This window comes from Pseudomonas sp. FBCC-B1667, assembly GCF_059133255.1.
On the sequence record NZ_CP101437.1, the window covers coordinates 6,777,636 to 6,790,052 of the forward strand.

Annotated in this window: 15 protein-coding genes and 1 tRNA gene; 8 read left to right on the forward strand and 8 right to left on the reverse strand. The window is 54.7% G+C overall.

The annotated features are described in order from the left end of the window. Positions 1–10 precede the first annotated feature (10 nt). Positions 11–1,288 carry a 4-aminobutyrate--2-oxoglutarate transaminase gene (gene gabT / locus NL116_RS31290; RefSeq protein ID WP_494375410.1) on the reverse strand — a complete coding sequence of 426 codons (1,278 nt, stop codon included), beginning with the start codon at positions 1,286–1,288 and terminating at the stop codon, positions 11–13. A gap of 197 nt (positions 1,289–1,485) precedes the next feature. Next, on the reverse strand, positions 1,486–2,928 hold the full coding sequence (gabD, locus tag NL116_RS31295; RefSeq protein ID WP_008148203.1) for an NADP-dependent succinate-semialdehyde dehydrogenase: 1,443 nt from the start codon (positions 2,926–2,928) through the stop codon (positions 1,486–1,488). 348 nt (positions 2,929–3,276) lie between these two features. Here gabD and NL116_RS31300 point away from each other — a divergent pair. Together NL116_RS31300 and NL116_RS31305 are read left to right on the forward strand one after the other, a co-directional pair. After that, positions 3,277–3,353: transfer RNA gene (locus NL116_RS31300), tRNA-Arg, on the forward strand. 105 nt (positions 3,354–3,458) lie between these two features. After that, positions 3,459–4,541 (forward strand): site-specific integrase, encoded by a 1,083-nt coding sequence (locus NL116_RS31305; protein ID WP_494375411.1) that lies wholly within the window; start codon positions 3,459–3,461, stop codon positions 4,539–4,541. On the opposite strand, the gene NL116_RS31310 is transcribed toward NL116_RS31305, so the two are convergent. Further along, positions 4,533–5,129 carry a hypothetical protein gene (locus tag NL116_RS31310; protein WP_494375412.1) on the reverse strand — a complete coding sequence of 199 codons (597 nt, stop codon included), beginning with the start codon at positions 5,127–5,129 and terminating at the stop codon, positions 4,533–4,535. The genes NL116_RS31305 and NL116_RS31310 overlap by 9 nt on opposite strands. 109 nt (positions 5,130–5,238) lie before the next feature. Between NL116_RS31310 and NL116_RS31315 the strand changes: the two genes are divergently transcribed. The 4 genes from NL116_RS31315 (at position 5,239) to NL116_RS31330 (ending at position 8,466) form a co-directional block, all read left to right on the forward strand. After that, positions 5,239–5,544 (forward strand): helix-turn-helix transcriptional regulator, encoded by a 306-nt coding sequence (locus NL116_RS31315; protein WP_460065977.1) that lies wholly within the window; start codon positions 5,239–5,241, stop codon positions 5,542–5,544. 478 nt (positions 5,545–6,022) lie between these two features. Then, positions 6,023–7,185 (forward strand): IS3 family transposase gene (locus NL116_RS31320; protein ID WP_494372978.1). Its coding sequence is split into 2 segments (ribosomal slippage): positions 6,023–6,278 and positions 6,278–7,185, totalling 1,164 coding nucleotides; the frame shifts between segments, so codons are not numbered across the junction. Positions 7,186–7,243: 58 nt separating this feature from the next. Next, a complete protein-coding gene (locus NL116_RS31325; protein WP_494375413.1) occupies positions 7,244–7,807 on the forward strand; it encodes a hypothetical protein in 564 nt (187 codons plus the stop codon). A gap of 284 nt (positions 7,808–8,091) precedes the next feature. After that, a complete protein-coding gene (locus tag NL116_RS31330; protein ID WP_494375414.1) occupies positions 8,092–8,466 on the forward strand; it encodes a hypothetical protein in 375 nt (124 codons plus the stop codon). Positions 8,467–8,556: 90 nt separating this feature from the next. Here the strand turns inward: NL116_RS31330 and NL116_RS31335 are convergent, their stop codons facing one another. Further along, positions 8,557–9,477, reverse strand: a complete 921-nt coding sequence (locus NL116_RS31335) for a restriction endonuclease (RefSeq protein ID WP_494375415.1) — start codon at positions 9,475–9,477, stop codon at positions 8,557–8,559. A 282-nt stretch (positions 9,478–9,759) separates the two neighbouring features. Further along, positions 9,760–9,972, reverse strand: coding sequence for a hypothetical protein (locus NL116_RS31340; protein WP_494375416.1), 213 nt, complete (start codon positions 9,970–9,972; stop codon positions 9,760–9,762). 665 nt (positions 9,973–10,637) lie between these two features. Here NL116_RS31340 and NL116_RS31345 point away from each other — a divergent pair. After that, complete coding sequence (locus tag NL116_RS31345; RefSeq protein ID WP_494375417.1) at positions 10,638–10,820, forward strand: hypothetical protein; 183 nt, start codon at positions 10,638–10,640, stop codon at positions 10,818–10,820. A gap of 23 nt (positions 10,821–10,843) precedes the next feature. On the opposite strand, the gene NL116_RS31350 is transcribed toward NL116_RS31345, so the two are convergent. The 3 genes from NL116_RS31350 to NL116_RS31360 are packed head-to-tail and all read right to left on the reverse strand — an operon-like array spanning position 10,844 to position 11,987. After that, positions 10,844–11,152 carry a hypothetical protein gene (locus tag NL116_RS31350; protein WP_494375418.1) on the reverse strand — a complete coding sequence of 103 codons (309 nt, stop codon included), beginning with the start codon at positions 11,150–11,152 and terminating at the stop codon, positions 10,844–10,846. After that, entirely contained in the window at positions 11,142–11,390 is a 249-nt protein-coding gene (locus tag NL116_RS31355) for a hypothetical protein (RefSeq protein WP_145318422.1), read from the reverse strand. The genes NL116_RS31350 and NL116_RS31355 overlap by 11 nt, the downstream gene beginning before the upstream one ends. A 57-nt stretch (positions 11,391–11,447) precedes the next feature. Then, positions 11,448–11,987, reverse strand: a complete 540-nt coding sequence (locus NL116_RS31360; RefSeq protein WP_145318425.1) for a hypothetical protein — start codon at positions 11,985–11,987, stop codon at positions 11,448–11,450. Positions 11,988–12,085: 98 nt separating this feature from the next. Here NL116_RS31360 and NL116_RS31365 point away from each other — a divergent pair, with 98 nt between their 5' ends. After that, positions 12,086–12,334: a helix-turn-helix domain-containing protein gene (locus tag NL116_RS31365; RefSeq protein ID WP_494375419.1), complete on the forward strand. Its 249-nt coding sequence runs from the start codon at positions 12,086–12,088 to the stop codon at positions 12,332–12,334. Positions 12,335–12,417: the final 83 nt, after the last annotated feature.

A 12,417-nucleotide genomic window follows, 5' to 3' on the forward strand; every position in this document is an offset into this window, starting at 1 on the left:
CACTAGAGGATCACAGCTCAGAGAAGCACTCTTCGATGATCGCCAGACCTTTGTCCAGTTGCTCGTCCGGCGAAGTCAGTGGCACCAGGACGCGCAGAACATTGCCGTAGGTGCCGCAGGACAGCAGGATCAGGCCCTTATCGCGAGCCTTGGCCACAACCGAGGCTACCGCAGCAGCGTTTGGCTTGTGGCTGTCGCCGTTTTCGAACAACTCGACAGCGATCATTGCGCCCAAGGCACGGACTTCGCCGATTACCGGGTATTTGGCCTGGATAGCCTTGAGGCCAGTGACCAGACGCTCGCCGACAGCCTTGCAGCGATCCAGCAGGTGCTCTTCTTCGAACACTTCCATCACGGCCAGGGCCGCGGCGCAAGCGATCGGGCTACCGGCGTAGGTGCCGCCCAGACCGCCTGGAGCGATGGCGTCCATGTATTCGGCCTTACCGCACACACCGGCCAACGGGAAGCCGCCAGCGATGGATTTGGCAAAGGTAGTCAGGTCGGCAGCAACGCCCATCTGTTCCATGGCGAAGAAAGTACCGGTACGCCCAGCGCCAGTCTGTACTTCGTCAGCGATCAGCAAGATGCCGTGCTGGTCGCACAGTGCACGCAGACGCTTCATGAACTCTTTAGGAGCAACGTAGAAACCACCTTCGCCCTGAACCGGCTCGATGATGATGGCAGCGATGTCACGCGGCTCAGCGTCGTTCTTGAAGATGCGTTCGATGCTGGCGATCGAATCGTCAATGCTCACACCGTGAAGTTCGTTCGGGTACAGCGCGCGGAAGATGCCGCCTGGCATCAGGCCCATGCCGGCCGAGTAAGGCACGACTTTACCGGTGAGGCCCAAGGTCATCATGGTGCGACCGTGGTAGGCGCCGGTGAACGCGATCACACCGGCACGGCCCGTGGCGGCGCGGGCAATTTTCACGGCATTTTCTACCGCTTCGGAGCCGGTGGTCACCAGCAGGGTTTTCTTGGCGAAATCACCAGGCACCTTGGCGTTGATTTTTTCGCACAGTTCTACGTACGGTTCGTAGGCCAGAACCTGGAAGCAAGTGTGTGTCAGCTTGTTCAGCTGCTCGGTCACGGCGGCGATGATTTTCGGGTGTACGTGACCGGTGTTCAGCACGGCGATACCGCCGGCGAAGTCGATGAACTCGCGACCTTCAACGTCAGTCACGGTGGCGTTCTTCGCGGACTCGGCGAAGATCGGGTGAATCTGGCCAACACCGCGTGGTACAGCGGCTTCGCGGCGTTTCATCAGGGATGCGTTAGTCTTGCTCATAAAGTCCTCATTCGCCGCTCATCGGGCGGCGTGGCTCAAGGAAAATGCAGCGGGGAGGCAACTACGGCAGCATGCGATGATCGACTGCCACAGCTTTCCCGGCTGCAGATAAATTTCGTTTGAAGCACGCAAAGGGGCAGCGCTCTCGTGCCCTTTGCGTTTGAAGCAATGCCTTGCCCGGCTCTTGTCTTGCGAGCTTAGATGCCCAGGCAGAGGTATTTGATTTCCAGGTAATCTTCGATGCCGTACTTAGAGCCTTCACGGCCCAGGCCAGACGCCTTGATGCCGCCGAACGGCGCAACTTCGTTGGAAATCAACCCGGTGTTGACGCCGACCATGCCGTATTCCAGGGCTTCAGCCACACGGAACACACGGCCCAGGTCACGAGCATAGAAGTACGAGGCCAGACCGAATTCGGTGTCGTTGGACATCGCAATCACTTCGGCTTCGTCTTTGAAGCGGAACAGCGGCGCCAATGGACCGAAGGTTTCTTCCTTGGCCACGGCAGCGTTCTTCGGCACGTTGGTCAGGATGGTCGGCTCGAAGAAATTGCCTTCCATGACCTTGCCACCGGCCAGAACGGTTGCGCCTTTGCTGATTGCGTCAGCGATGTGTTCTTGAACCTTGGCAACGGCTTTTTCATCGATCAGCGGGCCAGTAGTGGTGCCTTCTTCCAGACCATTACCGATCTTGAGTTTGGCCACGGCCACTTTCAGTTTCTCGGCGAACGCGTCGTAGACCGAATCCTGAATGTACAGGCGGTTGGCACAGACGCAGGTCTGGCCGTTGTTGCGGTACTTGGAAATGATCGCGCCTTCGACGGCCTTATCCAGGTCCGCGTCGTCAAACACGATGAACGGTGCGTTGCCGCCGAGTTCCAGGGACACTTTCTTGATGTCCTTGGCGCATTCAGCCATCAGCTGGCGACCAATTTCCGTTGAGCCGGTGAAGGACAGTTTGCGAACGATCGGGTTGCTGGTCAGCTCGCTGCCGATGTCGCCGGCGCTGCCAGAAACAACGCTGAACACACCGGCTGGAATGCCAGCACGCTGAGCCAGTTCCGCCAGGGCGAAGGCGGAGAACGGAGTTTGCGAGGCAGGCTTGAGCACCATGGTGCAACCGGCAGCCAGAGCTGGGCCGGCTTTACGGGTGATCATCGCGGCCGGGAAGTTCCACGGGGTAATGGCTGCGGTCACGCCGATTGGCTGCTTGATCACGATCAGGCGCTTGTCTGGCTGGTGGCCCGGAATCACGTCACCGTAGACGCGCTTGGCTTCTTCGGCGAACCATTCAATGAAGGAAGCGGCGTAAACGATTTCGCCCTTGGCTTCGGCCAATGGCTTGCCCTGCTCAAGGGTCATCAGACGAGCCAGGTCATCCTGGTTCTCGATAATCAGTTCGAACCAACGACGCAACTTGTTCGCGCGGTCCTTGGCGGTCAGTGCACGCCAGGCCGGCAGCGCTTTGTCAGCGGCTTCGATCGCACGGCGGGTTTCGGCAGCGCCCATTTTCGGCACAGTACCCAGAATTTCGCCGGTGGCCGGGTTGTTCACTTTGATCGTCTGACCATTGTCCGCGTCAACCCAAGCGCCATCGATAAAGGCTTGCTGGCGGAACAACTGGGTGTCTTTAAGCTGCATGTCGGCTTTCCTTAACAGCACCGCGGCAGGCGCGGAGCAAATTATGATTGTAGAAAGGCGCCCTATAGGCTGCCGTCAGGGAAATCATTCACTGGGCTGAAGCACATAAATAGCGCACTGATTGATATCGTGCGGTTCAGCACCCAGACAAGAGCGTTTGAAATCTCAAACGAATCCTAGGATCAAAGGGGGTAAAGGACAATAGCCTGTTCGAAAAAAAGAACGAAAACGCCGCATTTGCCTGGTTTTTCTGATCAACGTAGCAATCGCGGGTTACGCTTTCGAAAAACACAGTCGATTCAGCAGCATGGACGCGCGCAGCGCATATGAGTATCATGGCGCCCGCTTGCACCAGTAGCTCAGCTGGATAGAGTACTGCCCTCCGAAGGCAGGGGTCGTGGGTTCGAATCCCGCCTGGTGCACCATCTTCTTTCCCTTGTATTACAAGGGGATAGCGCTCCTGACAGAAACCTGTCCTAGTCCTGAAAGTCGTTTTTGCCACAAATTTGCCACACTTGAACGTGGCGGGAATGGTCGAAATGGCAACAATCAGGAATCGCGGCGAGTATCAGTGGGAAGCGCAAATCCGTCGTAAGGGCTATCCAGCCCAAAGAAAAACCTTCGAAACCAAAGCCGATGCCCAAGCCTGGGCGCGCATGATCGAAAGCGAAATCGACCGAGGCATTTTTGTCTCTCGTGTCGAGGCTGAACGCACCGCCTTTCATCAACTCATTGATCGCTATATCTCCGAGATCGCTCCGAAGCATAAAGGTGCGTATTCGGAAATCAAACGCCTGGAAGCGCTCAAGCGTCATCCGCTGGCTACGCGCATCGTTGCCACCCTCACCTCCTCCGACTTTGCCCGCTACCGTGACGAGCGCCTGAAAATCCGCAAGGGCAATACGGTCAAGCGTGAGCTGGCATTGTTTCAATGCGTGATTGAGGTCGCTCGCCGCGAATGGGGAATCCATCTTGCCGAAAATCCGGTGCGGATGGTCAGCCGCCCTAGCTATAACGACGAACGCTCGCGACGCCTGGACCCGATTGAAGAACAATACATCCTCAGCGCCTTGGAGCTTCGGGAGCGCCGTGCCGATGGAACCTATGCGGACGCCTCGCACAACCCTTGGATACGGTCCATCGTGCAACTCGCAATTGAGACAGCCATGCGCCGTGGCGAGTTATTCGAGTTGCGCTGGAAGCATGTGAATCTGGACCGCAAAACCGCTCATCTTCCAGCGACCAAGAACGGGCTACCAAGAACCGTCCCACTCTCCCCGCGAGCTATTCAGCTGTTAAAGGATTTGCCACGCTCACTTTGCGGCAGAGTCTTCCCCACCACCGCAGACGCCCTCAAGAAGGCCTTCACACGCGGCTTGGAGCGAGCAAGAACGAAATACTTAGGAGATTGCGAACGCGCTCTGGTAACGCCCCAAGAAGACTTTCTGCTCGACCTGCGCTTCCACGACCTACGCCATGAGGCCACCTGCCGGCTGGCCACCAAACTTCCCAATCTGATTGAGCTGGCCAGCGTAACGGGACACCGCGAGGTGAACATGCTGAAGCGTTACTACAACATCACCGCAGAAGAACTCGCGGCGAAGCTAGCTTGATGGTAAGTCGATAATCTCAAGCCCCAGGGAGCGAGCCAGCTCTCTGGTTTCTGAATCCGTTCGCACACGGTTTAGCGCCGTCTCCTCGCGTTCCCGCTGCTTGAGCAGATAAACCTCGTTGAAACACTCGATAACCTGCTCACGGGTTAAGTCCGAGATCGATACCCGGCGCTTGAGGGTGTTCAGAATATTGCGCGCACTGAGCTGAGCCGCCTCCCGCAGATACGTCCTCAACAGCAAGTCGCGAAAAACCCAATCGCTGACCCACGCCTTCGATAAAGCCCAAAACAACAGCCGCTGGTAGGTATCCCAGCCCATGCGCGTTTGGCCACTCAGATACCGCCGCAGAATCCGCCCATCAGCGTCCTTGAAACCGTAAATCCCGAGGTCCGTAAGCAATCGCTCAAGCGCGACCTTCGACATACCCGACTTCTGCAATATCGCGGAGAACAGGTACTCCACCAGATCCACCGGAACACGGACAACAAAGTTTTTCCGACCAGTTTCCTGTTGACTTTCAATCTCACGGAAAACGAGCTGAAAGACTTCTTCAGGATTGATATCGGATTCAAAGGATGATGGCTGCATGTACCCATTCTTTGGCTAACAGCCGCATCTGTCAAAAAGGTGTCCTAGTTGATCGGTCCTCGATTGGCGAAAGCTGCACGTACTCCATAGCAACCGAGCGACAGTAGTGATGAGCGTCGATTACGAAACCATTCAAAAAATCCAGAAGCTTTCAGATGACGTGCTGATAGGCGTAGCCGAGGTCGCGGCGCTAACAGGATTCAGCGTGTTAACCGTGCGTCAGCGCAAACTGCCGGGGCTTGATCCCCTTCCGGGACTATCGCGGCTACGCTGGCGTCTCGGCGATCTTCGCCAGTGGATGCGCCATGGTCCCGAATGCGCTTCGGCTTCGCCAGTCAAGGCAGTGTTAAAAACTACGCCAGAAAATCGAGTTGGCCGCCCTACAAAAAAAGAGCAAGTAGAGGCTAGAAAATGAGCACTCGCACACCTGCCTCCATTCAAAATTAAGCAGTGGTCACTTCGTTTATAAACGAGCCGCTAATGCCGCCAGAGCTCCGTACGAATGACATCACGAATTCAGGGAGCAGGCGTCTTGCACAACTCGCCAAACTTGAAGCTCGAGCAAGAGCTGCTAACAAGGCGCAGCTCAAGCCAAAGCCTGCGATTACAACCCCAACGCTGAGAACATGGCCGGATGAGGTTCGCGGCGTACCGAATGCGTTCTTGCGGTCGGCGCTTTTCGGAGCAGTAAGGAAGGGCAGTCGGACTGATCTAAAAATGGTGGCGATTAACTCAATCGGGGGCGTGCAAATTTCTTATACAGGAACGCGTCTCGACCAGATTGACCTTTCCGTATGGCTAAGCGTGTTGCACCTCTCTCGACGGCAAATGTAGTGGTCTAATGAAACCGGACACCCATTTAGGCGAGAATGCTCGCCAGATCGAGGTGTCAGATGACCAAACAACGCCGTTCCTTTTCTGCTGAATTCAAACGCGAGGCTGCCGACCTCGTGCTCAAGCAAAACTACAGCTACATCGAAGCCAGCCGTTCGCTCGGCGTCGGCGAGTCGGCCCTGCGCCGCTGGGTTGATCAGGTTCAGCAGGAGCGCCAAGGCGTCACTCCGCAGAGCAAAGCGCTGACCCCGGAACAGCAGAAAATCCAGGAGCTGGAAGCCCGGATCGCCCGCCTTGAACGGGAAAAATCGATATTAAAAAAGGCTACCGCGCTCTTGATGTCGGAAGATCACGAGCGTACGCGCTGATCAATCAGCTGAGCGTCCATGAGCCGATTGATTGGCTGTGCAAGGTGTTTGAGGTCACCCGTTCGTGCTACTACGCCCAGCGTCTTAAGCGCCGCACACCGGATGTCGAACGGCTTCGGTTACGCAGCCGGGTGAGCGAGCTGTTCTCGCAAAGTCGCAGTGCTGCGGGCAGCCGCAGCATCCTGTCGCTGATGCGTGACGACGGTGAGCAGCTCGGTCGGTTCAAAGTGCGCAGCCTGATGCGCGAGCTTGACCTCGTCAGTAAACAGCCCGGATCACATGCCTATAAACGAGCGACGGTTGAACGGTTGGATATCCCGAACTTCTTGAATCGAGAGTTCGATGTTCCAGCACCCAACCAGGTGTGGTGCGGCGACATCACCTACATCTGGGCCCAGGGGAAATGGCATTACCTGGCTGTCGTGCTGGATCTTTGCACGCGCCGGGTGGTGGGCTGGGCGTTGTCGGAAAAGCCGGACGCCGATCTGGTTATCAAGGCGCTGGATATGGCTTACGAGCAACGAGGAAGACCTCAGGGTCTGCTGTTTCACTCGGATCAAGGGTCGCAGTATGCGAGTCGTTTATTTCGCCAGCGGCTGTGGCGATATCGCATGCGCCAGAGCATGAGTCGTCGGGGAAATTGCTGGGACAATGCGCCAATGGAGCGCGTGTTCCGCAGCTTGAAAACGGAGTGGATACCGACCACGGGTTACCGAACGGCTCAAGAAGCCCAGCGCGATATCAGCCACTTCTTGATGCATCGGTACAACTGGGTTCGACCCCATCAATTCAACGGTGGGCTGGCGCCAGCTCGGGCCGAAGAAAAACTTAACGTCGTGTCCGGGATTAGTTGACCACTACAAAATGCTAGGTCAGGAGCTCCGCTACAAGGCTTACGGAGTGCTTAAACTCATGAAAAAGACCGACACGGGTAAGAATAGGAAGCTGCTGCACGATCGCTTGCTGCGATTGGCAGCGTGCACCGTTGATGTAGTGCTGGGTGATATTTCCTACACCGGCGGCCTGATCAAGCACTTCTATAAGGACGAGAATAGCTTGGAATACGTCGTAATCCTTGACGCCAGGCTAAACGCACTGTTCTCCAAGTCTGGCTTCAGCTACATCGATTGGAGTATTCGGTCTGCATTGGATGGCCAGCCACTCGCCCAATGGCTTCATGGATTTTATTCGAGCCATGCAAAAGCTTACGGACTTAAAGTAAGCACGCTGCACCAGCTCTGTGGAAGCGAAGCCCGCGAAATCTGGAAATTTACCCAAACGTTATGTCGCGCGTTCGACGCTTTGAGCGCTGCCTACAACAAACACGGTAAATCATTCGAGTACGCCATTCGAGGCGATTTGGTACACGTCCAAAGACAGGAAAGCCAGACACAGTGCCGACATATCTTGAGGGTGGAAAGAACAAAAAGGATGCGTGCCGTTCTAGCGGGTAGAGAATACCGTTCTAGCAGGTAACGCTTACCGTTACGGCGGGTAGCGTAGCTCGTTCCAACAGGTAGGCTATCCACAGGCAATAGTGCCCGTATGCCTGATAGCACAAAGGCCGCAGCATCTGCCCCTCAAAAAACTAATCTCAACTTAATCAGTACTAATCGGATCTCGGACGGAAGTTCAGCCCCTATGAGCAGTCGAGGGATCGTCCGCAGCCGGCTCAAACGCGGAAGATGAATGCTATGGCTAACCGGAGTCGTACCACCGTTGAGCGAATAATCCTTCAAGCCCGGATATGGGGGTGGGATATGTCCTGGTCGTTCAGCATGGCCACGCCGACCGATACCAGGCCAATCGGTCACCATTATTCAGAGCATACTGCGATCAAGCTTTACGGCTCCGTCCGATATCCTGAAGCATTCAAATACCCAGCCCTAGAATGCTACCTATACGTTGACCCATTACTCCTAAGCGACAAGTCGGTTCCTCGCTGCATCGGTTCCATGCAGGCGACTGGCAAAAAACTCATAGTATATGTCGCCGTTCACAATGACCGCTTCAACAGCTTAGTCATCGCTGCAAGTCGACTTGTCGCCCTGGAGATCAATGCGGAGCCACTGAGATATCGCAAGGCAAAGGTGATGGGTATCCACCTAAGCACCGAGCTGGAGTCTGATTGGTAATGGTTCTTTTGATCATAGGGGCGCTAGGGCCCAATTCTCGCTTACTAGACCTTCCCGGTGCCGAGCACCGAATGACGAGGCTCAAAATCCTCATTCCTCGTCGAAGTAATCGCTATCCAGTTTCGGTAGTTTTAGAAGCCGGGACGTTACCCCAACCTCGTGGTCCATCATCAGGTTGACCAGTCGGATACCATCCACCAGCACCATGCCTTCCACTGAGCGGACAAAGTCGATGCCTTGGGCAGTGAAACCCGACGTAGTGATAAATACCCCTCGCTTGGCCTTTTGCCCTGCAAGTGCTCCATAGAATGCTTGCAACTCAGGACGGCCTACAGTGCCTTGCCAGCGTTTTGCTTGGACATAGACTTTTTCCAGCCCGAGCTTATCAAGCGAGATTACCCCGTCAATTCCGCCATCTCCGCTACCACCAACACGCTGCAAATCGTTTCGGCTAGCCCCGTAGCCAAGGCTGTGCAACACGTCGAGCACAATAACTTCGAAGCGGTTGGGGCTGACTTGTAGCAGGTTATCCAATAGATCTGCTGCTGTTGCATCGCGTAGCTCACGCAGAGCCTGTTCCAACCGATCGTCTGGGCTCACAGTTGCTGATACCGGTGTATCTGCACCCTGCTCTAGCCCATCTAGCGGGACGGCATCTGTGGGGCTCCTAAGCTTCACGTCCATGAAGCCGATGGCGAGTTGTTCAACCTGATTCGCCGTGAGCGGTGACGGGTGCTGTGTGGAATAAGTAGTGCCAGCTTCGGTGAGCCTCCAATAACCTCGTTTGGCACTGGAGGATAACCCTGCGCGCTTGAGACGGTCGTGAGCCCATCCAGCGCGGTTCTTATAGGTCGCTTGCCCACTCGCAATCAGCTCTTGAAGCTGTGGTTCAGATAAATTCAAAGCCTGGGCCGCAGCTTCATGCGCGTCGCGTGCTGTCGCGCCTTCCGGATTCGCCGCCAGGTAGCGCAAGATCGGCTCAATGAATTTGTCGTATGTTGGAACTGACATCAGGATTCCCTTCGCAAGGTTGCCAGCGTGGGCAAATGTGGTAAGCCGCATGTAAGCCGGAGTTTGGCAAATTATGTTTGAGGTCTGTGCCTGATGATCGTGGAGTGAATCCAAAAGACAGCTGCTGCCTACGACCACCCATGCAGAGCCTGGGCAGTAGCAGCCAGCCTGATCACTAATTGATAATGACCTCGCACTACTCTGTGAAACCTGCGAACTCCGCAATGAAAACGACGACCCGCATGCCACCACTCTCGCAAGAATCGTTCGATACGTGGGGAGCTATTTGCTCTTAGCGAACGCTGGCGGGGCAATACGCTGTCGGCGCTGGCTTGGATTGACAGAGTCAAGCAGAACTTCCTTGATGCGCTGAGCAGAAATCTCGAGTTCTTCGGGGGAGGCGTTCTGGATAGCACAAATCAACCGCTCACGATTGGAGCGCTTCAGATCCATAATCTCGGCGAAGCTACTTTCATCGTCACTGGATTGTTCCATAACAACCTCCAAGGCATCTTGAGAGCATCACCGGAGAACTACACGGCAGTGTCAAATAGCTCTCTCAGATTCGTCACTTTAGTCTTTGTGCTTCCGCATCACCACAACCGCCCAAAAATCGTCTCACGCCTATCAACGTCAAGTGTGCACGCGTGCTGCTTATCCCCCAGTTTTGTATCAGAAAGCCACTCAAGGCTAGGGCAATTCGGTAAATCCTAGCTGTCGCTCTACCGTCTTTCTCGCCGTCCAATCGTCGTATCCTCAAACGCTGATGGATGATGCATTTTTCGCTTATGTAAACGTATTGAATTCGTCTTTTTTTCGTACCCATGGCATTCCCCTCAATGCCAACGCCTCTTACTTCCCGGATGTAACCGGGTAGTGCAAAACTCATCTAAATTCTGAGAGGAAAGACTAGGACAAGGTAGGGTTTGCTATACCGCCAGTACCTGGCGCATCACAACCGGCGCGCACCAGTCGTTCCACTCCCTCTGCTTTGCCTACCTTCCCTGCTCAGGGCAAGCCCCGAGACCCCAACACCTTGAAAAGGAAAGCTCATGAGCCGTAGCAACACAGGATGGCTACCGGCAATTCGTCAATTCGAGGAAGAAGAAGCACTGGTACGCGAGAAAGCCCACGACAGCGGAATGAACGTTGGTTAGTTCGTGCTGGCCGCCGCATTGAAGCGACTGACCAGAAGCAAAATTGACTCCTATGTAATCAATGAGCTGCGGCGCCTAGGTGGCCTTCAGAAGCATCTTTTCACAGAGGGCAACGGCGAGCTTTCCAAGGAGTACGCAAATGTCTTGGTTGAGATAACCGAGTCCATTAAGCGTATCGGGTGTTGAAAAAACGTTAACACTCTGCTGGTTTAAAGCTGCATGTTTACGTCATGTAACGCGAGTACTTCATGCTCTGCAAGGCCACGGCTACGCAGTTCCAACCCAACAGTTGAGTTCACCATCTGATGTTCGATGCCTTGCTGCTCCAACAGCCTTCCCAACAGAAGTATTTCGCCTTCCGCTTCCAGGCTACGAAGCCGCTCGGGACAGTTGAACGCCCAGCGGTCGAGTATCTGCCAGCCGCGGGCGTGATAAGACGGAGAGCGGAGAACAGATTCAATAGTCGCTCGCGTCAACACGTTGGCAGCGATCCATAGCGGCGGGTTGTCACTGAACATATCCGTCCCCCATCTGGCGAAGACGTGTAATCATTCTAGTGTTTTGCGCGATAGAGGAAGGCCGGAAGCCGCCTTTTTGCTTAAGCTCTCCGATGTGCTGATGGGAGAATCCGAGAGTAGAAAGGGTGGCGAAATCATCGCGGGCAAGGGCCAGATTAGCCCCGCGCATCATCGCATTCGCCTGTTCCAGTCGAATGATATCTGTAAGCGCAGGAATGCTTCTGATGGGATTGCTCATAGATTGCTCCTACTGAATGATGAGCTGACGCTCAAGAATGGTAGTACAGCGCCGCCACTACTTACTAAGCAACGCAACGAGTCGAGCCTCAGTATTGAGTACCTCTGTCGACTTCAAAACGAGGCTGAACACGGGAACATCAAGATTGCTGGTCAATACCTCCAACCGATGATTGTGCTTCCCTACCGGGACGATCCGCCAAGCATTAATTTCATCGAACCTGAAAAAATGCTCAGCTCCTTTGACTGGGTACGCCAACAGCCTACGTGCAGATCCATCGATCCCCAGGTAGGCATCGTTAATCTTTGCGAATACTTCGAGCTGCGGTTGAAAACCTGCGTTCTGGAAACCTGCTACCAGTCGCTTCAGCTTCTCTGCGTAGCGTTGGTTAACAAGCCAAAACAACCAGCCCCCACCGACGAAGTAGAAAGCCAAAACCCAGAACAACCATCGAATGGCAGGATCAGCACCGCCAGCAAACCCCAAAAAGAACGGTAGGTTGAAACCGCACAAAACCACCACAATCAGCAGCAACACTCCAACCGGCAGACTTCCAACAATCCATAGCACCCGGAATAGCTCCCAAATCTGCCTCATCACTTTTACTCACGCCAATGTTCAGCACAAAATATCTGATAATCAGATATCTTAAAAGCAGATATAGCTTGGTCAGCCGACCCTACAGATACGCGGCAATGACCAAAGCAATCTATCGACGTGAGCATGAGATTCTTCTTCAAGTGCTCAAACGCATGCGCGTCGAGTCCGGAATGACTCAAGCACAGTGCTCTGCTGCCCTGGGTAGACCGCAGTCATTCATGAGTGATGTGGAGAGAGGAGTCAGAAGGCTCGATATTGTTCAGCTTCGAGATCTTTGTCTCGTCCTTAAGACTGATCTCTCAAGCTTTTCCAAAACGTATGAACAAGCCCTTAACAAAGGGTAATGCATGTATCCCAAGCCTGTGAACGAGCCCCATGAAAGACAGGACACCGTTTCCCTCTTACGATAAGGGATAGGCAAACGGTT

Coding starts and splice junctions, on each gene's coding strand:
- NL116_RS31330 (WP_494375414.1), top strand. CDS start 8,092: ATGTCCTGGTCGTTCAGCATGGCCACGCCGACCGATACCAGGCCAATC.
- NL116_RS31315 (WP_460065977.1), top strand. CDS start 5,239: ATGAGCGTCGATTACGAAACCATTCAAAAAATCCAGAAGCTTTCAGAT.
- NL116_RS31310 (WP_494375412.1), bottom strand. CDS start 5,129: ATGCAGCCATCATCCTTTGAATCCGATATCAATCCTGAAGAAGTCTTT.
- NL116_RS31355 (WP_145318422.1), bottom strand. CDS start 11,390: ATGAGCAATCCCATCAGAAGCATTCCTGCGCTTACAGATATCATTCGA.
- NL116_RS31360 (WP_145318425.1), bottom strand. CDS start 11,987: ATGAGGCAGATTTGGGAGCTATTCCGGGTGCTATGGATTGTTGGAAGT.
- NL116_RS31340 (WP_494375416.1), bottom strand. CDS start 9,972: ATGGAACAATCCAGTGACGATGAAAGTAGCTTCGCCGAGATTATGGAT.
- gabD (WP_008148203.1), bottom strand. CDS start 2,928: ATGCAGCTTAAAGACACCCAGTTGTTCCGCCAGCAAGCCTTTATCGAT.
- gabT (WP_494375410.1), bottom strand. CDS start 1,288: ATGAGCAAGACTAACGCATCCCTGATGAAACGCCGCGAAGCCGCTGTA.
- NL116_RS31365 (WP_494375419.1), top strand. CDS start 12,086: ATGACCAAAGCAATCTATCGACGTGAGCATGAGATTCTTCTTCAAGTG.
- NL116_RS31350 (WP_494375418.1), bottom strand. CDS start 11,152: ATGTTCAGTGACAACCCGCCGCTATGGATCGCTGCCAACGTGTTGACG.
- NL116_RS31305 (WP_494375411.1), top strand. CDS start 3,459: ATGGTCGAAATGGCAACAATCAGGAATCGCGGCGAGTATCAGTGGGAA.
- NL116_RS31335 (WP_494375415.1), bottom strand. CDS start 9,477: ATGTCAGTTCCAACATACGACAAATTCATTGAGCCGATCTTGCGCTAC.
- NL116_RS31325 (WP_494375413.1), top strand. CDS start 7,244: ATGAAAAAGACCGACACGGGTAAGAATAGGAAGCTGCTGCACGATCGC.